The organism is Calothrix sp. PCC 6303 (assembly GCF_000317435.1).
Lineage (GTDB): Bacteria > Cyanobacteriota > Cyanobacteriia > Cyanobacteriales > Nostocaceae > PCC-6303.
In genome coordinates, this window is the sequence record NC_019751.1 from 685,051 (window position 1) to 705,358 (window position 20,308).

Annotated in this window: 17 protein-coding genes; 7 read left to right on the top strand and 10 right to left on the bottom strand. The window is 39.1% G+C overall.

Annotated features, from left to right (window positions below; genetic code table 11):
* The first annotated feature begins 138 nt into the window (after window positions 1-138).
* Both CAL6303_RS02840 and CAL6303_RS02845 read left to right on the top strand, forming a co-directional pair.
* Window positions 139-930, top strand: a complete 792-nt coding sequence (locus tag CAL6303_RS02840) for a YdcF family protein (protein WP_015196312.1) — start codon at window positions 139-141, stop codon at window positions 928-930.
* 159 nt (window positions 931-1,089) lie between these two features.
* Window positions 1,090-1,311, top strand: a complete 222-nt coding sequence (locus CAL6303_RS02845) for a hypothetical protein (RefSeq protein WP_015196313.1) — start codon at window positions 1,090-1,092, stop codon at window positions 1,309-1,311.
* A gap of 18 nt (window positions 1,312-1,329) precedes the next feature.
* Here CAL6303_RS02845 and CAL6303_RS02850 read toward each other — a convergent pair whose 3' ends face one another.
* Together CAL6303_RS02850 and CAL6303_RS02855 are read right to left on the bottom strand one after the other, a co-directional pair.
* Window positions 1,330-1,611, bottom strand: coding sequence for a ferredoxin-thioredoxin reductase variable chain (locus CAL6303_RS02850; RefSeq protein WP_015196314.1), 282 nt, complete (start codon window positions 1,609-1,611; stop codon window positions 1,330-1,332).
* A gap of 284 nt (window positions 1,612-1,895) precedes the next feature.
* Window positions 1,896-3,842, bottom strand: a complete 1,947-nt coding sequence (locus tag CAL6303_RS02855) for a protein phosphatase 2C domain-containing protein (protein ID WP_015196315.1) — start codon at window positions 3,840-3,842, stop codon at window positions 1,896-1,898.
* 303 nt (window positions 3,843-4,145) lie between these two features.
* On the opposite strand from CAL6303_RS02855, the gene CAL6303_RS02860 reads away from it, so the two are divergent.
* From CAL6303_RS02860 to CAL6303_RS02870, 3 genes are all read left to right on the top strand, one after another.
* Entirely contained in the window at window positions 4,146-4,574 is a 429-nt protein-coding gene (locus CAL6303_RS02860) for an NfeD family protein (RefSeq protein ID WP_015196316.1), read from the top strand.
* A gap of 49 nt (window positions 4,575-4,623) precedes the next feature.
* The gene (locus CAL6303_RS02865) at window positions 4,624-5,571 is read left to right on the top strand and encodes an SPFH domain-containing protein (protein ID WP_015196317.1); all 948 of its coding nucleotides are present in this window, start codon (window positions 4,624-4,626) and stop codon (window positions 5,569-5,571) included.
* A 130-nt stretch (window positions 5,572-5,701) separates the two neighbouring features.
* Window positions 5,702-6,343, top strand: coding sequence for a cytochrome b N-terminal domain-containing protein (locus CAL6303_RS02870; protein ID WP_015196318.1), 642 nt, complete (start codon window positions 5,702-5,704; stop codon window positions 6,341-6,343).
* A gap of 126 nt (window positions 6,344-6,469) precedes the next feature.
* Here the strand turns inward: CAL6303_RS02870 and CAL6303_RS02875 are convergent, their stop codons facing one another.
* Both CAL6303_RS02875 and CAL6303_RS02880 read right to left on the bottom strand, forming a co-directional pair.
* A complete protein-coding gene (locus CAL6303_RS02875) occupies window positions 6,470-6,922 on the bottom strand; it encodes a hypothetical protein (protein ID WP_015196319.1) in 453 nt (150 codons plus the stop codon).
* Between the two features lie 240 nt (window positions 6,923-7,162).
* Window positions 7,163-9,352: a caspase family protein gene (locus CAL6303_RS02880; RefSeq protein WP_015196320.1), complete on the bottom strand. Its 2,190-nt coding sequence runs from the start codon at window positions 9,350-9,352 to the stop codon at window positions 7,163-7,165.
* Window positions 9,353-10,214: 862 nt separating this feature from the next.
* Between CAL6303_RS02880 and CAL6303_RS02885 the strand changes: the two genes are divergently transcribed.
* Together CAL6303_RS02885 and CAL6303_RS02890 are read left to right on the top strand one after the other, a co-directional pair.
* Window positions 10,215-11,414 carry a sigma-70 family RNA polymerase sigma factor gene (locus tag CAL6303_RS02885; RefSeq protein WP_041740217.1) on the top strand — a complete coding sequence of 400 codons (1,200 nt, stop codon included), beginning with the start codon at window positions 10,215-10,217 and terminating at the stop codon, window positions 11,412-11,414.
* Window positions 11,415-11,425: 11 nt separating this feature from the next.
* Entirely contained in the window at window positions 11,426-12,598 is a 1,173-nt protein-coding gene (locus CAL6303_RS02890; protein WP_015196322.1) for a DUF1822 family protein, read from the top strand.
* 436 nt (window positions 12,599-13,034) lie between these two features.
* Here CAL6303_RS02890 and CAL6303_RS02895 read toward each other — a convergent pair whose 3' ends face one another.
* The 6 genes from CAL6303_RS02895 to CAL6303_RS02920 form a co-directional block, all read right to left on the bottom strand.
* Window positions 13,035-14,003, bottom strand: a complete 969-nt coding sequence (locus tag CAL6303_RS02895) for a glycosyltransferase family 2 protein (RefSeq protein ID WP_015196323.1) — start codon at window positions 14,001-14,003, stop codon at window positions 13,035-13,037.
* Window positions 14,004-14,176: 173 nt separating this feature from the next.
* Window positions 14,177-15,436, bottom strand: a complete 1,260-nt coding sequence (locus CAL6303_RS02900; RefSeq protein ID WP_041739012.1) for a lipopolysaccharide biosynthesis protein — start codon at window positions 15,434-15,436, stop codon at window positions 14,177-14,179.
* A 272-nt stretch (window positions 15,437-15,708) separates the two neighbouring features.
* Complete coding sequence (locus tag CAL6303_RS02905) at window positions 15,709-16,689, bottom strand: glycosyltransferase family 2 protein (protein WP_015196325.1); 981 nt, start codon at window positions 16,687-16,689, stop codon at window positions 15,709-15,711.
* 5 nt (window positions 16,690-16,694) lie between these two features.
* Window positions 16,695-17,225, bottom strand: coding sequence for a serine O-acetyltransferase (locus tag CAL6303_RS02910; RefSeq protein ID WP_015196326.1), 531 nt, complete (start codon window positions 17,223-17,225; stop codon window positions 16,695-16,697).
* A gap of 22 nt (window positions 17,226-17,247) precedes the next feature.
* Window positions 17,248-18,627, bottom strand: a complete 1,380-nt coding sequence (locus tag CAL6303_RS02915) for an O-antigen ligase family protein (RefSeq protein WP_015196327.1) — start codon at window positions 18,625-18,627, stop codon at window positions 17,248-17,250.
* On the bottom strand, window positions 18,624-20,081 hold the full coding sequence (locus CAL6303_RS02920) for a GumC family protein (RefSeq protein WP_015196328.1): 1,458 nt from the start codon (window positions 20,079-20,081) through the stop codon (window positions 18,624-18,626). Before CAL6303_RS02920 ends, CAL6303_RS02915 begins: the two co-directional genes overlap by 4 nt.
* Window positions 20,082-20,308: the final 227 nt, after the last annotated feature.

A 20,308-nucleotide genomic window follows, 5' to 3' on the forward strand; every position in this document is an offset into this window, starting at 1 on the left:
AGCCATCGTCCCCAACTAATTAAGCGAGGTAACTGGATTGTTTTGCTAGAAAAAGGTAAGGTAAAGTTGCAAGGCTCTATCACAGAATTACAGATGGAACCTGGAGAACATCTGCAATTTTTCAGTTAATTTTGAATTATGTTTTTATATTTATCTAAGTTATTACCGCTTTTTCTGTACCCTTTGGGGTTGGCTTGTGTGCTGCTGGTGGTGGGATTGATATTTTTGCGGAAACGTCCGCGAGTTACGGCTTGGTGTATGGGTTTAGCCCTGATTTTTTTGCTGTTGAGTAGCAATGGTTGGGTGACGCGTTACTTTGTGCGATCGCTTGAATGGCAGAATATACCTGTGGTGGAATTACCCAAGGCTGAAGCGATTGTTGTCTTGGGTGGTGCCACTCGTTCGGCGTTACCTCCCCGCCCTGGTGTAGACTTATCGGAAGCAGGCGATCGCGTAATCTACGCAGCTCAACTTTTCCGTCAAAATAAAGCCCCTAAAATTGTTCTCAGTGGTGGCAGAATTGATTGGCGAGGTAAGGGTACGGCAGAATCTCAAGATATGGCAGATATACTTATATCACTTGGTATCCCTAAAGAGGCAATTCTGCAAGATCCAGAATCCTTTAATACCTTTGAAAATGCTGTTAATACTCGAAAAATTCTCGAAAAGAATAATATTAAAAAGGTAATATTAGTTACATCTGCTATTCACATGCCGCGATCGCTATTGATTTTTAAGCAGCAAAAAATCGATGTAATTCCCGCACCAACGGATTTTTTGATCAGTTATGGTGAATTAGAGGAACTCAGCAGTACCCCAAAATCAGCTATCCTCAATTTGTTGCCCGAAAGTAGCAACTTAGAGAAGTTCACCAGTGCGTTGAAAGAGTATATTGGTATTGTTGTGTATCGTTTGAAGGGTTGGCTGTAGATAATCAGTTACCAATTATCAGTTACCAGTTATCAGTTATCAGTTACCAGTTATCAGGTATCAGTTATCAGCTTGAATAAAACGGAGTCCTTGTTTTATCAGGTATATTAGTTTCCCTGTTTACTGTTCCCTGTTCCCTATTCTTTCCCCATAAAACTAATGTCTAAAGATTTACCCTATATTATTCCTTCACCACAGGCAGAAGTTCAAGAAGTTTTTGCTGCGGCGCAAGTTACTAGAGAATTTTATGATGAAATTGGGTTACGTTCAGAGAATAAGCGTTACTGTATCTGGTATCGAGACACATCTGCACGTCACAATCAAGAGTTAGAAAAAATGCGCGGCGAATTTAATCTTTTTGCCTGGTTTCGCCGCCGATAAAAGTGGTTATAAACTAAATTAAATTATTTCTAGTTCATTTTCACGCAAATGGGCACGAAATTTTTTACCAATTTGGGGGAATTGTACCAAAATGGGAAAATTAGCACTCACAGGTCTACCATGCCACTGGGTGACAATATCTACCACTTCCCCTTCGATATCTTTGAGATCAAAACCTTGACCACGATGTCCAGGATGATGGTAAATAATAACCGATTCTTTGACGCGGATGCGATCGCCTGCTTTCATATCACCTTTTAAACCTAGCTTTTGTTCTTGCACAAGTGTTTCCACACCCATCTCTCTTTTAAAGATATAATCTTTTATCTTGACTCTAGATGGTGATGTTGGTCAATAAAATTAGAAAATTAAAGGGAACAGGGAATGGGAAACTCAGAAACCAGGTTTTAGCACCTTGGTAAACAAACTATAGAACACCAAAAACCCAAACAAATCTGGTTTCAGACGCAAACAAGTGAACTCGCAGCAACCTCAAACGATGCTGGGTTAAGGACTATCGTCCGTAACATACCCTACAAATTGAACATTTTTGACCAGTAAAAACCGGATTTTTTGGAGAATTCCTAATTCTTAGGGCAAATTTTCTGTAATCCTTGGGGAAGGCGATCGCAAGCTTTACCAAACGTTGTAGGATTATATCGCCACCAAGTAAATAATCCTAATCCTAATCCCGCACTCAGGAGAAATAATAGTCCTAACAGCCAAATTAAAGCTGAAAGACGTTTTTTCTTGGCTTTAACTGGTTTCGCTTCTGATTCAGAATTTTCGCTGTCGAGTTCCAAATCCAAGTCTAAATCTAAAGGTAGTTGGATACTTTCAGAAAACTCTGATTCCTCAGCTTCTAATGTTGCTTCCCCAGGTGTTTCTAATATTTCCGGGGAAAACTCCACAGGTGTTGAGGTAATGATGGATTCTGGTGAAACACGGCAGTGAGTCAAAACTAAGGAGATGTTATCATGTCCATTCTTTTGATTTGCTAGTTTGATCCAAGCGTAGACAGCTTCCTCAACATGCATTTCCCCATCCAAAACAGGTAATGCAAAATCTTTCCAGCTTTGTTCAACCAGGAAGCGATCGCTTAAACCATCCGAGCATAGCAGTAATAAGCCATCTTCTTCAATTATGAGTCGTTGTACTGTTGGACGTAAGTTTTCTCCTTGTTTGGTACCTAAAGCTTGGGTTAGGGCTGTTGCATCACGACGTTGTTTTGCTTGATGATATAAGCTTCTACCCAAACAAACTTCACGGGCAATCACATCATCATCTAAGGTTAATAGGCGGCAATATTCACGGGTAATCCAATATGCGCGACTATCCCCAATATTGGCAATGTAAAGTTCGTGGGCATTTTCAGCATCCCATCCTGCAACCGTCTGCACCTGCTGCGGCACCTGTACGGCTACCAACATCGTGGTGCCCATCCGCTGTGTACCTTCCCGCTTCTGTTCGTTGTTAGCGTTGCAAATCACGTTATTCACGATTCGTAAGCTAGCTGCTAGTTGTTGCTGTAACAACTCTGGGGAAACTAGTTCCTGTTGTCCACTAACTTCTGTAAGTAAAGCCTTAATTTGTAACTTAACTGACTGTACACCTAACTTACTGGCAACTTCCCCTCCTTCATGTCCACCAATGCCATCACAAACAATTGATACCCGTGGTAATAAAGGGTCATCAATGCAATCTTCCCCTGTGGGGAAACATGCATCTTCGTTATGTTCCAGTTCAGCACCGATATCTGTTGCCCCTGCTACATTTAGCCTCAGTGGTAACTCTGCGGATGCTGCCAATAATAACCGATTGATTTGACTACGTATATCGGCGAATTTAACTAATGGATCTCGCATTTGCCCGACAATGCTTGTCAACTGTTCAGCAATACTCGGTTGTGCTTGGGATATGAGATTTTCCCAAGATTCTCCTAATTTTTGAATGGAAGTATTATCTTGATTATTAGTAAGTTCTAAAAGTCGGACAAAGCAACCTTGAACACGCAAATTTTCCGCTAATAACAAACTACCATTTACACCAAATTTTTCTAACTTCTCCCATAGTTGCAGAATTTGCCATAACCAATAAATTTGTCTAACTGGAGTTGCTTGTTTCCAAGCATTACTAATTGCTGGATACAAATTACCAGTTTCATCAATGGGGACGTTTTCTAAGAGAAGAATATCGTGAGAGTCTTTTAAACTTAGGTATCCATAGATTTGTGGCAAATGGAGTATTTCCTGAGAACACCGCAAATAAGTTATCATACTACTGGATAACTCTGTAGGAATTTCTGGTAATTTTGCCGGTTTAGTATCTAACCAAATTTGCTGTTTAATAACTTCGTATCGATCATTGATAATTTCCCCTGCTTCCAGCTTTTGAATATTCGGATGTACAGACCAAAGATAACGATGAATTAACGGAGTTTGACAGTTGGAACAAACTTGATTTTCGGCAGCATTAATAGGATGAGAGCAATTTGGATTTGGGCAATAAATTATTTTTTGAGTGGCAATCATAGTTAGTAACTAAAATTAGAAAATTAAGCTTAATTTAGCAGTAGTTAGAGAATAAAAGTCATGTAGTGATTTCAGATTCCAGAATTAGAACCCAGAATTCTGGGATGGGAAGCCATTACACCTCACCATCAGCGAAAAATTCTACAATAGAATTAGATTCCACAGTTTTGTAGCTGAATAATCTGATAATTATGGTAAAAAATCAGTACAAATACTAATTCCAGATATCGGGAAATAGGTAATACCTGAGTGTATCTAAGCATAGAATTGTAATTAACGGAATGTAGTCTAGAGAAAAAGCCAATGTCAAGTACATCAGTCATTTGGTTAATCATCGGAGCAAGTTTATGTTTAGCCGAACTTGTCTTTCCGACTGCATTTATTGCATTAATGATGGGGATCAGTGCTTTGATTGTCGCTTTAATAACAGCAGTCTTACCAAAACTTTGGTTACAAGCTGTTGTTTGGCTTTTGATTTCAACTGCGCTAGTGTGGATTTCGAGAAGATTTGTCCCATCATCTCGTCGTCACTCAAAATTTAAAGATGCAACTGTAGGGGAAACCTTGACAGAAATTCCCGCAGGTAAAGCGGGGAGAGTGATTTACGAAGGTAATTCTTGGCGAGCAAAATGCGACGATGAGAAATTAGCGATCGCATCTCATCAGGAAGTATACATAGTTCGTCGAGAAGGCACAACTTTAATTGTGATGCCAGAAAATTTATTACGTTAATATTTGCTTAACAATTCAACATTCACAATCGAATAATTTGGAGATGGTTATGGAAGGCTTTTCTTTTCTGATTGCCCTAATTCTCGGTGGTTCAGCTTTAGCCACCTCTGTAAAAGTCATCAACCAAGGAGACGAAGCCCTTGTAGAGCGTCTTGGTAGTTATAATAAAAAACTGGAACCCGGATTAAGTGTTATTATTCCTTTTCTCGATCGCATTGTCTATAAACAAACCATCCGCGAAAAAGTATTAGATATTCCCCCACAACAATGTATCACCCGCGACAACGTTTCTATTAGTGCTGATGCTGTGGTTTATTGGCGGATTGTAGATATGGAAAAAGCTTACTATAAAGTGGAAAACCTTCAATCTGCCATGACAAACATGGTATTGACCCAAATTAGGGCAGAAATGGGACAATTAGAGCTAGATGAAACCTTTACTGCTCGTTCCAAAATCAACGAGACGCTACTGCGAGAACTAGATGAATCTACTGACCCTTGGGGTGTTAAAGTTACGAGAGTAGAATTGCGTGATATTGTTCCCTCCCAAGCAGTACGTGAATCAATGGAACTGCAAATGTCCGCAGAACGCCGTAAACGAGCAGCCATCTTAACATCCGAAGGGGAAAGGGAATCAGCCGTCAACAGCGCTCGTGGTAAAGCAGAAGCCCAAATCCTGGATGCTGAAGCTAGACAAAAATCAGTCATCTTAGCAGCCGAAGCCGAACAAAAAGCCATCGTTCTCAAAGCACAAGCCGAACGACAACAACAGGTTCTCAAGTCACAAGCGATCGCTGAATCTGCTGACATCATTGCCCAAAGGATGAATGCTAGTCCAGATACAAAATCAGCTTTGCAAGTTCTCCTAGCTTTAGGCTACATAGATATGGGTTCAGCTATTGGTAAAAGCGACAGCAGCAAAGTTATGTTTATGGATCCCCGGACAATTCCCGCGACAATCGAGGGAATGCGCTCAATTATTGACGGAAAAGCTTAATTATCCAAGTTTGTTTGCTCATGCGATCGCATAATAATTTTTAACATTGTTACGAGTCACTTTGCTTTTCTTAAGATTTCTTAGTTAAAATGTAATAAAAATACATATTTAATTTAGGAAGGTATGCTCAATGCTAGTGACCTTAACACCAAAGTTTGACTTTATCATGCGACGCATATCGACAATTTTATCGGTCGTTATTGTTTCGTTCTCCCTGTTAGCTGCCTTCACAGGGGTTTTGCTATCTTTTTACTATCAACCCACCGCAGGAGGTGCATACAACTCCTTGCGAATCATCACAGAGCAGGTGCAATATGGTTGGTTGTTCCGCAAAGTCCATGATTTGGCTGGTAACTTCGTCATCGGAGTTGGACTAATTCAACTTGTGGTCATGTTTTTAGGTAGACAATTTCGCAAAAGTTGGTTGGCAACTTGGATTAGTGGTATTTTCTTGATCCTGACTGCTATTGGTTTGGGTTGGACAGCAATGATTCTAGATTGGGGTCAAATCGGATACTGGCGTTTTAATGTTGAGTTAGGAAGCATCAGCAGTATTCCCCTCATCGGTGGGCAATTACGAGAAATTTTGACTGGTGGTAATGGTGTTAACACAATTACTGTAGGACACCTCTACACTATTCACAGTTATGTTTTAACTATCGCCATCATGATCTTAGCTGTGGCACATTTAGCCAGCACGCTATGGCAAGAAAAACAATTAAAGTCAGAAGTTTCTGAGCAAACAAGCGGTATTTCTGCCGATATCGTCTAGTTCCTAAACGCAAAACAGCAAAACCGACTAGAGAGGCAGTAGTGAGTAGGCAGTAGGCAGTGGGGGAAAGCTGTTTATTACTTACCCTTTCATGGTCAAATAATGGTCTAGTTAGGGCTTGCTGTACTAGCTAAATGAATAAGGAATTGGCTTGATAAATTGAGTATTTGCACGCACGAAACAGCGAATTTTTATGTCTTTTGCACTTCCTTCTTTAGTAATATACAGCCACGGTTTTCCTTGCCGATCTCGATAAATTTTCGGTTTTCCCACGATATTAAGATTATTTCCGTTGGAAAGTGATCGCACTACAGGATAATTCCCCCCAGCTTGGTTACGACAGTTCAGTTGGTTACTTACAACCTTCCAAACCAAGTGAGGAGTTTTTTCTCCATTGGGGAACCTGCTGAGGATTGATGTGTAATCACCTTGTCGGTTTGGTTGCGGATACTGAAATTTAGTTTGAGCGATTGTTAATGTGGGAACTAGAGAAATAGTTGTGGCTAAAGTGATTGCTAAAAGTGATTTCATTAGGGAAATTGGGATGTAAAGGGGGAGAATTTCAGGTTTTCTCCCCATGATTATTGATAATCATTTTGTGACACGAAGAATTCTCAGCTGATGTGCAGCTAAATTATATAAGCCAAAACGCAAAATAATAGTACTGCGGGCAGCGTTCGATAGTTCCTGAGCCTGTCGGAACGAAGTGTACCGGAGGTAAGGACTGACTTGTACTGAGCAGTGTACCGGAGGTAAAGTAGCGCTCACGCCGAAGTCTTGCCCGCCCGCATCTTAGATTAAAATTAGGTACGTTGCAGCTTATGCGGGAAAGCGACGTTGAAATTCCCAAGCAGTTTTGGGATCGGGAATTTCATCCGCCAGCCTTTTGACCAATTCTGTGGGTAAAATTTGAGGATGCGATCGCATGATTCGTTCCACTAAGTAACCACCAATAGGTCCGATTAAATCGATTAATTCACGCTCACATTTTTTAATAAAAACCACATCCAACTCTAATAATTCTGGGGGTGGTGTTTTCATTTTTGGCATAGGTGGTTCTAAAATCACCATTGCCTGTCGCTGAAAATTGGCTTGTTGATTTGGTAGCAGATGACTAGCTAAATTACCAACTAATTCAGTTGGGGTTTCGGATTTTGCTAGGACTCTTTGCAGTAAAGTGGGGGCAATCGGTCCTGCTAACTGCATGAGGATCTGCTGTAATTGTTTGTATGGTTCAGAATTAGGAATCAGAAAGTTGTTGTTTCTGCGGATATTGCCTAATTCTTGGAGTTGGGGTATTGCACAAAAATTAACTCTGGTTGCGTTTAAATCTGGTAGTTTTTCTGGTTTATTTTTAACAACTGGTGTATTTTTAATTGGTTGTTCTTGAACTGGAGTTTTAACTGAATTTGATGGTCTGTGGCTAATGTTACCAGGTAAGATATCGATAACACTTTGACAGCCTGAGAGCCAAACATGAACATCAATACCTTTTTCTTGGAGGGGTTTTTGTAATTGGTTTACCCATGCAGCAATTGGAAGTTCTAGATGGGAATTAGCAGTAGAAAGTGTATTAAATATAACTTTTGCAAAAAAATCTGGATCTTCATCTGGAGATGCTGCGGCAATTAAACATTGTCCCTGTTGAGAACCTAGCCGTAAATCTTCTAGCCAATCCTCCAAAGATGTTGCCCCAGGACAGTCTAGGATCATGATTTGTTGAGCATTGCTACAACGACGCAATTCTTGACGCAACCAAGAGCGACTTAAACGCACTCCATCTCCCAATACTAACCATGCTTCTCCATCTTCGATTTCTTCGATTTTTCCCCGTAAATACAACAGTGTTGTGGGTGTATCTTTAGCTGGGTAGCTGGATGATGTATTGGGTTTTCCTTGCCAGCGGAGACATCTTTGGATGACTGCACGAACGTCTGACCAGTTTTTACCATCGTCGGGGAAGGACTCAACTTCAAAACCTCCTGCACCATGGAGAATTTCGGTAATCTTTGGTGATGCTGTGCTGGTAGTTAATCCATCGATCACTAATGCTTGCCGCTGTGGTTCAATTTTAGCGATCGCACTCCGGTATCCTAATATTAATTCTCCCACGCCTTCTACAATTCGTTTTGGGGTTTGCTGTGGATATTCTGGGTAAAGTTGACTATCACCGCGATTGCGTTTTTGTTGATTAATCAATCTTACCTGTTGGTTTAAGTTGTTGATGTACTGTAGTGTATGACGGTAGACGTATTTATACAGTCCATCGGCTTCAATTAAACCGCGTTCGTCTGCTGCTTCTCCTAACAGTCCTCGCATCAAGTAGTAAGTAAATACACCATGTCCCAGTTCTGGGAATTCCCAGGATTGCTGTCCTTGATCACAGGATAATAAAGCACAAAAACCTTTACTTTGGGAAGCACGTTCCCGCAGAACTTGCATGAATTGAGTTGTGGTATTCAGTGCTGCTGTGGTTATATTGCCATCTCTAGGAGCCGGACTGTGATGATGACCCCGCAACATCATGTCACCACTGTGACAAGTATCTAAACAAATCAATTGTTGACAAGCTCGACTACTACCTAATAGTTGTAGTAAATCTTGCAAACCTAAGCCTGTACCACGTAGATCATTTTTGTTAGTATCTTTCAAACATAAGAATGCTTCCTGTGTCCGCGATTCCAACATTCCATGACCCGAAAAATATAGCAAAATTGTATCTTGCGATCGCGCTTGAGTTACTAACCGCTCAACACTACCACGCACAGTTTCTAACATCGGTGCTTGGGGTGCAAAATCATTATGAACGATTACCTCTTTGTTGGGAAATCCTTGAGTTGCTTTTGCTAAAGCATCTCCCAATCCTTGACAATCTAGCGCCGGATACCGCAAAGACGGTAAACCTCGATCCTGGTATTCATTGACACCTACCAATAAAATCCAGAGTTTAGATTCTCCTGACTGTAGCGTCAGAGCCGAGTGACTGATACCAACACCTAGCGGAGACATTTTATAGTTACCTCAACCCTCAAAATTACTTACACATATTGTTTATCTATTGGCTGGAATGCCAATCTTATCAGATGAAACTATCTCCTAACTACACCAAGCAAACGTCTACAATAGTTAGGACGAACCAACTATCGTTTTGGATTCGTCTAGCTCAGATATATTCTCTATTTATCGGCTTTCATGCCAATCTTCTCAGATGATCTGATCTCCATACTTACAACAAGTAAACGTCTAAGAGTTAGTACGCATGACTGACGGGTTTAGATTCATCTGATGAAGTTTTAATAAATAAGTTGGTAAATGACCGCAAATGCACTAGTTAAAGCAGTTGACACGAACTATTAGCTTCTGCCTTCTTCTAGTGATAATGTTATCCTGTTTACCAAAATTATAATTTATCTGCACTGTTTAGATGAAATTTCGTCACATTTATTAAGCAATTACACTTATACCCCCTGTAAATATGTGTCGTTGGTTTGTAAAACAATCATGAAATTCAGACATCCGTTATTTTATTATCTGGCTGAGTTTGAAAAATTATGCATCAACATCAGATCTTCATCAAGTCGGAGGAGGATATGGCAGATCTGCTCACATCACAATGATTTTAGGGATATTTCTATTTAGATTGCAATACATGCACCTCCTGGCTTTCCTCAAATCAACTTAAAAAACCTAAAAACAATCGAAATTAACATCTTTGCTTTATTATGGGGTGCGGGTGGAAATTTGTAGAAAGATGTCTGCCCCCTCATATTGCTCCGGTTGTAATAAACTGGATCATGGCTGGTTGCTGTGTCCTCGATTGATTCGCTTATGTGTAATTGTGCGTATTAGCACACCTATTATTTTTGGAAACATGCGTACTCGGCAAGGCATAACTGATATATTTTCGACATTTCTAGTACTTGAGTCAGATCGAGCAACTGGTTGGGCTACCGATGCCAGATTACGGCGCAGCTTACTCCATAGGCAATCTGAATTAACTCAACCGGAAAACTCTCCCAATTACTGGGTCGCTTATTGGTATAAAATATGGCAAGATCAATCTAGTGGTTTAGCTCAAGGACATCTATCGGCTTACTTACAGGAGGTATGTTACTGGGCAGCCCAAAAGACAACTCAAAGTGTGACGGCAACGCAGTATACATTATCTGATTTTTTCCAGTTAGCGATCGCGCGGGTCGAAAAAGTCCTTAAAGGCTATAAACCCGATGCTGGATTTAAGCTCAATAGCTACGCTAGTGCTGTTTTTAGTAGCGAGCTTAAAGAAATGTTACGCCAGCAAGGCGAAATTGATATTTGTACCAACTGGAGATTACTGCGAAAAATCACCCAGAAGCGATTCATCGAAGCTTTGCAAAACGCTGGGCAAGGTGCAGATGCCATTGAACGCTACGTTTTTGCCTGGAAATGCTTTTTAGAGCAGTATGTTCCCCAACAAGCTACAGGAACCCGCAAACTACCCAAACCTGAAGCTGCAACTTGGGAAGCTATCGCCCAACAATTTAATAGTGGCAGACATTCACGCCTATCACAACCAGGGAAAGAAAGCAACGCCGAAACCATAGAAAAGTGGATGATAGAATCTGCCAAAGCAGCCAGAAATTACATGTATCCCAGTGTTGATTCTATCAATCAACAAAGGGGAAGCGACCCGGAGTCAGGGGAAATACAAGAGACATTACCAAGCAAAGAAGAAACAGCCCTCTCCCATATGATCGCTCAAGAAGAAGAACGCGATCGCGCTTTACAACAAAGCCAAATAAATGAAGTTTTGATCACAGCAATGACAGATCTGGATCAAGAATTAAAGACAATTTTGGAGCTATATTATCGTGAAGGGCAGACACAGCAACAGATAGCCAAGCAACTGGACATCCAGCAATTTACAATTTCCCGTCGTCTGAAAAAAGCCCGCGAAAAAATATTAGTCAAACTAGCGACTTGGTGCAAAGAAACGTTGCATATTTCTCTAAACTCGACTGTACTTGACTATATCAACACCGTAATGGAGGAATGGCTCAAAACCTACTTTAACCCTCCGCAAAATCAGTAGGAGAAACAATCATGACTTTTAACCCAGACACCCTTATGCTCGAAGAAACAACACAATTGTGGTTTGAGCTTTCCGAAACTGCCCTCACCACAGCTTGGCAAAACAGCCAAAACTGTTCCACCCCCGGTAGCCGTTGGAATGCCTATCTCAATCGTGTTTGCCTAGATACTTTTTTACCTTGGTTGCAAGAAGAATACGCACCCCAAGCCCAAACTGTGGCAAATCTAGCTGATTTACCGAGCATTTGGGAAGTTGTCAATGGGACTGCAATCTCCTTTGGGGGACTGCGGATGGTATTGATTCCCACTGAAGCAATTGATTTGAGCGAAATGCGAATTCCCCAAGAATGGGTAGATATCCCAGATTGGGTAGCAGACTATTATGTGGCTGTACAAGTAAATATTGATGAAAATTCCCTTAGAGTTTGGGGATATACAACCCATAGTTTCTTGAAAAATAGCGCTCATTACGACGCAAGCGATCGCGTTTACTGTTTAGATCAAGAAAACCTGATTTCTGACATCGATATCCTCTGGGTTGCCCGTCAAATTTGCCCCGATGAAATCACCCGTCTAGAAGTTCCCGCACTTGCAGCCCCAGCCCAAACACAAGCAGATAATTTATTACAACGGTTAGGTAATCGTGAAGTTCTCACACCTCGCTTAGAAGTTCCATTTTCCATCTGGGGAGCCTTGCTTGCTAATCAAAGCTGGACTAATAAATTATACCAACAGCGTCAGGGAATGCCACAGCAATGGTCGATTACTAATTGGCTGCAAACAGGTGTATCTCAACTTGCCCAACAAACAGGTTGGGGAAAAATTGCATTTGAACCCGCAATGGCATCTGCTAGAGGTAAAGGTGATAAGCAAACAATCATTGGTAAGCAATTAATGATTGATGGGCAACGCTACGAACTGCGAATCTCCCCCTGCGGTGAACCAACAGCAAATACCTGGCGATTTGAACTACAAAACATTGTCCCTAGCAATGGTGTTCCCGCAGGAATCACACTGCGGCTTCTTACCGAAGATTTGCAACCATTTCCCAACAACGAAGTTCAATCCAAAACACTAGTCAAACTATTAGCTGTGGAAGTTGCATTTAGCGAACCCGGTGAAGCTATAGTTTGGGAAATCGAACCTACACCCGATAATTATCAGCGTGAAACGTTAAGGTTTTAAGTTACAAATATATCTGAATTCACTATTTTTTCGACAGGCTTTAGTTCACATTTACGATCATTATTTCTGTGGTTTTAAAAGTTCATACAGTTTTTGTGTCATCGACTGGTTCCTAGGCAGAGTCTAGGAACCCTGACTTTGAGGCTCCGCCTCATATTATGACTGGAGCGGGAGCCAAAGGAATGCATTCCTTGCCCAAGACAAGGAACGAGTTAGAGCAAAGATATTGCGTGAAAATTTAACTCCAAAAAACTACAGAGTCAACATCCTAGGCTTTGTCAGTATAGCGATACCCTTCCAAGGTATTGATTCAAAAAGTGAGATGTTCTCACTAGCAAGCAGCCTTCTTACAAACTTAAGTGGAGGCAACTACCCCCGCAAAGCTGCGTTGTTAAATCCCCGTTAAAAAAAAGAATTATTACTTATTACTTGCTTTTTAAACTGTCCTTCTCAACATCAATCTCGAAAAGATAAAGCGTATATTTCTAGATACATTTTTATTAAAGAGATAAAATTTTTCTCCAAAATATCGCCATCCAAAAATTATTACAAACAGTCGGATATAATTCCGATCAAAGCACCAATTATGACCATGTAAAGTTGCTTGCTTTAATAATAGCTTCGCCTCTTTATAATTTCCATCCTCTAATGCTAACCAAGATTGATATCTAAATAAATTAGCATAGGCTCTATTTCTTAAATATAATAAATTTAAAGAGACATCCCTGAAACTTTTTTCAATTATTTGAGCATGAGTTTCTATAATTTTCTGACGATTTTTGGAAGAATTATTTTGATGTTGTCGATACAAAACCAGGCATTCCTTAACTACAGCAAATTCATAAACCGCTGCAATCCGAATCCACATATCAAAATCATCAGCTATCCCCACATTGCTATCAAATAATCCCACCTCTTGAAAACAACTAGCCCGTACCATTGCACAACTACCATTTCCCACTACATCTTGAATGACTACTTTTTCCCAAATATAGCCTTCCTCTTGATGCTTTATCGATAGCTTCAGTAATTTCCCCGTAGAGTCAATTAAATCTGTCCATGTATAAACTAAACCTACTGAAGGATTCTGTTCCAAACATGAAACTTGTTTTTCTAACTTTGTTTTCTCCCATAAATCATCAGCATCCAAGAACGCAATATACTCACCCTTTGCCCTAAGAATGCCTATATTTCGAGAATTTGTTGCCCCTCGGTTCTCATGGGTAATTAAGGTAATACGCGAATCTTTAATTTGGGATACCCATTCGATAATATTGTCAGAACTACTATTATCAATGACTAATATTTCAAAGTCAGTAAAAGTTTGATTGAGGACACTATCAATGGTTTGGGGTAAGTAAGCCATCGCATTATATGCGGGTATCACAACAGAAACCTTGGGCATGATCGTAAGTATTTCTTTTTGTCATAAGAATATATAATGTTGAAAATACGCATGTTACTGTTGCAAAAATAACAACTGCGTTCTCCAATACATATATTATATGACCATTATTTGTTAAAAAATATACTTATAGTCAAATTTCATTGTATTTTTTTACACTGATTAAACTATCTTTATCTTTCACGAAAAATAAATCTAGTTACCCAAATCGTAAAAATAGGACTAGCGAATAATTGAATTAAAAGAACAGTTGCAGCAACCCAATAAATACCATTTGGAACCACTAGAAATAAGCTAATTGCAAAAAACACTGTAAATATTAGATTCCAAAGTATATCTATATTAATTTTATCTACAGCTTGAAGCAGTTGAGTTGTCGCATTCGATAAAGCGATGGGAATAGCACAGCAGCAGATTAAGACTAAAATTGGAATTGCTGTCACCCATTTCTGTCCAAAAATAATTGGTACATAAAAAGGAGCTAAATTAGTTTGAAGAATCACTAATGGAAGAACAACAAGTAAAATAGCTTTAAAGCTACCAAAAAAGCGTTTCTTTAACAGCTTGAGATCACTTCTTGCTTGGCAAAAGTGAGGATACCATGCAGAACTCAGTCCATACAGTATACTTTGACTAATTCCTAATCCGGCATTGAAAGCAAAAAAGTATACTCCCAGTGCTTCAGAACCCAGAAATCTGGCAATCAGTAAGTAGTCTAGATTCATCCTCAACTTGATTAATAACTCAACACCTAAACTTTTACTGCCAAATTTAGTTATTTCTCGCCATTTTTGTAAATTTGGGACTTTACTTGGTTGCCAAGATTGTTGAATCTTTCCGGTATGGGTAACTATGATCCATACTGGGTATGTAAGTACCATAGATAAAACTACAGCCCAAACTCCCATTCCTTTAATTGCCAAAGCCACTATAATAATATTACTAAGTATTGCTTGTGCGGCATTGCCAAATGCGATAACTTCTAATCTATTTTCCCTTTCAATTAGTGCGGATCTAACTAAGAAAAATGGAAAAATTAAATAAATTAAACCTAGGGTAATGATTGGAAAAATAAGCTGCTCATTTCGATAAAACATAGCTATCGGATAAGCACAAAGACATTGAATAATAAATAAAGAACTACATAGAATCCAATTTAGCCAGTAAGCAGTATTACAAATATCTTCTAAATCTGCTTCGGCAGCTTGAATAATTTTTGCTCCAATACCAGCTTTAAGACTAAAAGTATTAGCAAATTCAAAGACAGTATAAATTGCCGATACCATTCCATAATCTCGTGGGGTAAAAAGATGAGCAAGAGTCACTGTTGTTGCTAAACGGAAAACACGCTGAATTAGTTCTGCTAATCCCAACCAACCGATATTACGAATAAATTTTTCGGATGAAATCTTTTTTAGTTGCTGCATTAGCATAATTTTGTATGTTTCTTACGACTTACATTCCCGTAGTGTGATGCGGTAGGATCATTCTTATTCAGAATTAATCTTTGGTGTGTGATACTACAAACCTTAATTTAGCGATTATTTGATAGTAAGCTGTTAAGCGCCTAATTTGTATATCTAAAGTGGGCAAGACTTCGGCGTGAGCGCTCAGTCCTTACCTCCGGTACACTTCGTTCCGACAGGCTCAGGAACCATCGAACGCTGCCCGTACCACAAAGGTTATCGTTTTGAATTTATAGGATTTAGCTGCGTAGCAACTTATATGTAGCACGAGAGAAATATCTGCGAACAAAATAAGCAAATTCCAAAAATTTACCATAGTTATTTATTCCTAAAAACTTCCTAATCAATATTGCGATATTCAAGCGAATATTTTCCTTAGAAAAACGTAATTTTGAATTATATTCCAACGCTTTAGACTGAAATAAAACTGCTTGTTCTAAATCTTGTGATTCACTTTGTAAAGCTTTCCAAGCTAAACAAATATTTCCATAACCATAACTGTATTGTTTTAGGTAAAGTAGATCTATCGGTACTGTATCGAAAGTTTTTTCAATAACTATATTAAATGAATCTGCCATGACTTGAAAATTCTTTGACATACTTGTAGGGATTTGTCGGTAATAAGCTAATGCTTCTGGGATCACTGCAAATTTGTAATTTTTGGCAATTCTAATCCACATATCCCAATCTTCTAAAGAACGTAATGTTTCATCAAATCCACCTACAACCTCAAAACAGTGACGACGAACCATAACCGTAAGACAAGCAATCACATTTCTTTGAATTAATTTTTCCCAGATATTTCCTTCAGCAGATGATTTAAGAATTCTTCCTGTAGATATACCAACTTCATCCATTAATTCCATCCAAGTATGGATTAAATCGACTGATGGATTTTTTTCCAAATAGTTAACTTGTTTTTCTAATTTTGTTTTTTCCCAAGTATCATCACTATCTAAAAAAGCAATGTATTCTCCTTGGGAGTATCGAATTCCTGTGTTCCTCGCAGAGGACAATCCCATATTTTGTTGGGAAATTAGTTTGACCCTTGAATCTTGAATTTCTTGAAACCATTCTACAATATGATCTGAACTACCATCATTGATAATTAAGACTTCAAAATCAGAAAATGTTTGCTGCAAAATACTATCCAATGTTTCAGGTAAATATTTCATCGCGTTATAAGCGGGAACCACGACAGAAACTTTTGGTTGATTCATAATATTTATTTACCTAAATAAATTTCCTTTTTTTGAATAACTTTAGCTGGATTACCTGCAACTACTGTTCCCGAAGCCACATCTTTAATAACTACAGATCCAGCACCAATTACAGCATGATCACCGATTGTTATGTCTCCTAAAATCACCACATTGGAGCCAATTTCCACATAATTTCCAATTTTAGGAGAACCACTAGATGAACCATCTGCTGTTTTCTTATTTCCAATTGTGGTGCAATGTCTTAAAATACAGTTATTTCCAATAGTTGTTTGGTGGTTAACTACTAGAGAATGAGCGTGATGAAGTTGGAGATTGCTACCAATTTCGGTATCAAAGGGAATTTCAACCCCTAATAAATATTCCACAAAAACCTGGTAGAAACCACGAGAAATGAAAGAGATTAAACGAAATGGAAATGGTAGTTTGTTTAGAGCTTGTGTGAGTCTAAACATCATTAAAATCAAACGACATTTTAAACTCGTAGTTTGATTTACCTGCCAGTCTTGAAAAATATCTTGGATGAAACTGTACATAGGGGTAGATGATTAGTGATGCTTAATTACTTGGATTATATTTATTCCAATCCCACCCAGCAATTGCAAACAACGTCCACCAGTAGAAAAATAGGGTTGTGTGACTCCAAATATTTTCTGTGATCATTCCTACAGGGATGGCTAAAATAATTGCTAGCAAACATAGGCAGAAATTTTTGTGTAATGGATTGAGAGAGTTTTTAAATAGTATGAACAGATGTCTAATTTGAGCGATAAACAAAACTAGATAGCTAACCAAACCAATAATTCCCCCTTCAATTAAGGCTCGGATATAATCATTGTGAGGTAATAGTTTATTGTTACTTACTTGAATACTATTACCTAAACCATAGCCAAGTAGGGGAAAGTCATGAGATTTTTTTAATAAGTAAGTCCATTGGGCAAGTCGCCAGTTAAAGCTATTACTATCTGTTTCGGATAGTAATATTGCTCTGTCTATGGGAAGATCTGGGTTGATTAGTGGTGTTTGTAAAATTGAGCTTAAACGTTCTTGTCCATAAGGTGTGCTACTAAACAAACCCAGCACTAATGTGATGAGGATAATGCAGCTAAGGATGTTAGTGATATTAAGTTTGGGACTAATTAAAACGATAGCAAATACAATCAAGAGAACGAGACTAAAAATGGCTTTAGTACTAATGTAGAACAACATTAATACCCCCAATAAAGTTAGCCATAACCAACGAATTCTTGACTTTGTAAATTGCCAATATACAAGGCTAATGAATAATAAGAGAAAAGTCGCAAATGTGTTGGGGTGTCCTAATGTACCTTTAATTCGAGAACTGAAATCACCCCCACTGGTTCCTGTTGGGTCAAAAATAGGAGCGAGTATAGCAGGTGGTAAAATCATTTGTAATACTCCTGCTAACAAAGGAATGACTAGTGCTAGTAAGAGGAAAGAAATGATTTTGTGGGGATGGACTCGATCTTTCAGTTGCATAACCAGTAGATAAACCATCAACCAAGAGAATAGTCGTGTCCATTCTCTGATTGCATCTGGTACCGCAGAACCATCTAAACCTAGTCCACCAAGTGGAAGAAGTATTACCCACAAACCTTGAAACATTACCCAAATAGCAAAAAACCACCAGAAGCGATCGCACTTTATCTTCCGCCCTTGAAATACCGTCACAACTAAGTACAATAGGGTGAGAATATCTACACCGATAGCGTAGATAGCAGGGATACTGAGATAAGAAAAAGTATCTAGGGAACTACGTAAAACCAATAATATCAGTACAGCTTGTTCAAAGTAACTGAAAAAGCCAACAAAAGCAGGAACTCCAACTAAAGCTAAAGGATAAGCAGAAACTACAAATCCGCTAGTGATGCCAAAAATTACACACCCTAAGCTCGTTGCTAATGCTGGAATTCTCATCTTCCACCTCGGTGATGTGATTTTACTTTCCCTACAGGGATTTTATCTGTTTCAACAGTAGTTTCAACATTATTTGTAATGTCATTTGCAATATTATTTGCAACATAGTTTTCTGCATCACTTTCGTTTACTTCTCTAGCACGTAGCAATAAAACTACACCTAAAGATGACAAACCAGCAGCAATCAAACCCAATGCTATGACGATTATTGGCTTTGGAGAACTTGGAAAAGTAGGCTTCTTAGGAGATTCAATGATTTGCACATTCCCCACCAATTGAGATTCTGCAATCCGTGCTTCTTCTAACTTAGTTTGTAATATTTTTAGCGATTCAGCTTCCTGTTCCCGTCTGCGAACCAAGTTAGTTAAAGGCTGTTGCTGTATCGGTAATCGTGCTAAACGGAACTTTAGATCCTGACGTTGGGTTTGTAACAACTTCAATTTACTTTCTAAAGATTGACGCTGAACTTCAGTGCTAATTAATTGAGTAGTTAAGTTTTGGCTAATGCTATCTCCAGCAATATTATCCGGGACAGCACTACTTGGTAATACGCGAGATGTCTGCTGTTGATAAAGTCCACGAGCAATCTTAAGTTCCCCAATTAGCTGCTTTAAAGCAGGATAATCGTCGGTGAAACGCAAACGCATTGCGGCAACTTTGCCTTCTAAATCCACCAATTTAGTGCGGAGTTGTTTGAGTTCCTCATCTTGCCCGGTACGAACTGATGCATACCCGCCACCAACATTAGGAATTTTAGTAATTTGTTTGAGGGAGTTCGACTCAGACGTAACAGATGCAAGTTGAGTAGAAATAACTCTTTCTTGTTCTTCAATCGCTGCCAAACTTGTCACCAAGCTTTGAGTTTGTTCGGGAAGTGAAATAACACCGCTGGATTGCCGATAACGATTCTCTGCAATTTCCGCCATTTCTACTTGTTTTTGCGCTTTTGGCACTTCTATTTCCAAAAACTTTCTCACACCGGCAGCTTCTTTACGGATATTTTGGACGCTTTGTTCTACCATCGTCTCACCAACAGCATCCAGAACTTTCACCGCCATAGTTGGGCTATCAGAGTGGTAAGTTATTTTCAGAATGCTGGTTCCTGGAAGAATCGTCACCTTTAAGTCTTCTTTGAGTTCCTCGGTTTTAATCTTAGTGGAATTGACTTTACTAATGGCAGTATCGAGAATTGGTTCAGATTTAACTAACTCGGCTTGATTTGCCAAGGGGCTAGTAGTATTTGATATATTCCCAGATACTTGCGCCAAATCACGCCCTAATTCGGAAACACTGACGCGTTTTTCATCCAACATCAGTTGTGTAGATGACTCATATGTTTTTGGAGTAGTTAGTAAGTAAATTTGTGTACCACTAATGACTGATACAAACGTGAGTAATGCCAGCTTATAGTTTTTGCGGAAAGCGGATGACAAGGTAAGGATATTTTTAGTCATTTTAGTAAAAGCCCGTTGTTTACAGCTGTAGGCACCGCACAATCATCAAGAGTTAGGCAAAATTTAATCCATCACTCAAAAAGAAAATAAGTAGGTGGGTGTTGAAAATCGTCGTTATGACAAGGTAGTAGGCAGTCCAAATTTAAAAAAATCAGCAGCATACATATAAGTTTTTTACCACTCCCTACTCACTTACAAGTCAGGAAGCAGCACGTTGTAACGACTGC

Bases quoted from the DNA above. Each gene is read 5' to 3' on its own strand.
- CAL6303_RS02840 (WP_015196312.1), top strand. From the start codon at position 139: ATGTTTTTATATTTATCTAAGTTATTACCGCTTTTTCTGTACCCTTTG.
- CAL6303_RS02845 (WP_015196313.1), top strand. From the start codon at position 1,090: ATGTCTAAAGATTTACCCTATATTATTCCTTCACCACAGGCAGAAGTT.
- CAL6303_RS02850 (WP_015196314.1), bottom strand. From the start codon at position 1,611: ATGGGTGTGGAAACACTTGTGCAAGAACAAAAGCTAGGTTTAAAAGGT.
- CAL6303_RS02855 (WP_015196315.1), bottom strand. From the start codon at position 3,842: ATGATTGCCACTCAAAAAATAATTTATTGCCCAAATCCAAATTGCTCT.
- CAL6303_RS02860 (WP_015196316.1), top strand. From the start codon at position 4,146: ATGTCAAGTACATCAGTCATTTGGTTAATCATCGGAGCAAGTTTATGT.
- CAL6303_RS02865 (WP_015196317.1), top strand. From the start codon at position 4,624: ATGGAAGGCTTTTCTTTTCTGATTGCCCTAATTCTCGGTGGTTCAGCT.
- CAL6303_RS02870 (WP_015196318.1), top strand. From the start codon at position 5,702: ATGCTAGTGACCTTAACACCAAAGTTTGACTTTATCATGCGACGCATA.
- CAL6303_RS02875 (WP_015196319.1), bottom strand. From the start codon at position 6,922: ATGGGGAGAAAACCTGAAATTCTCCCCCTTTACATCCCAATTTCCCTA.
- CAL6303_RS02880 (WP_015196320.1), bottom strand. From the start codon at position 9,352: ATGTCTCCGCTAGGTGTTGGTATCAGTCACTCGGCTCTGACGCTACAG.
- CAL6303_RS02885 (WP_041740217.1), top strand. From the start codon at position 10,215: ATGCGTACTCGGCAAGGCATAACTGATATATTTTCGACATTTCTAGTA.
- CAL6303_RS02890 (WP_015196322.1), top strand. From the start codon at position 11,426: ATGACTTTTAACCCAGACACCCTTATGCTCGAAGAAACAACACAATTG.
- CAL6303_RS02895 (WP_015196323.1), bottom strand. From the start codon at position 14,003: ATGCCCAAGGTTTCTGTTGTGATACCCGCATATAATGCGATGGCTTAC.
- CAL6303_RS02900 (WP_041739012.1), bottom strand. From the start codon at position 15,436: ATGCTAATGCAGCAACTAAAAAAGATTTCATCCGAAAAATTTATTCGT.
- CAL6303_RS02905 (WP_015196325.1), bottom strand. From the start codon at position 16,689: ATGAATCAACCAAAAGTTTCTGTCGTGGTTCCCGCTTATAACGCGATG.
- CAL6303_RS02910 (WP_015196326.1), bottom strand. From the start codon at position 17,225: ATGTACAGTTTCATCCAAGATATTTTTCAAGACTGGCAGGTAAATCAA.
- CAL6303_RS02915 (WP_015196327.1), bottom strand. From the start codon at position 18,627: ATGAGAATTCCAGCATTAGCAACGAGCTTAGGGTGTGTAATTTTTGGC.
- CAL6303_RS02920 (WP_015196328.1), bottom strand. From the start codon at position 20,081: ATGACTAAAAATATCCTTACCTTGTCATCCGCTTTCCGCAAAAACTAT.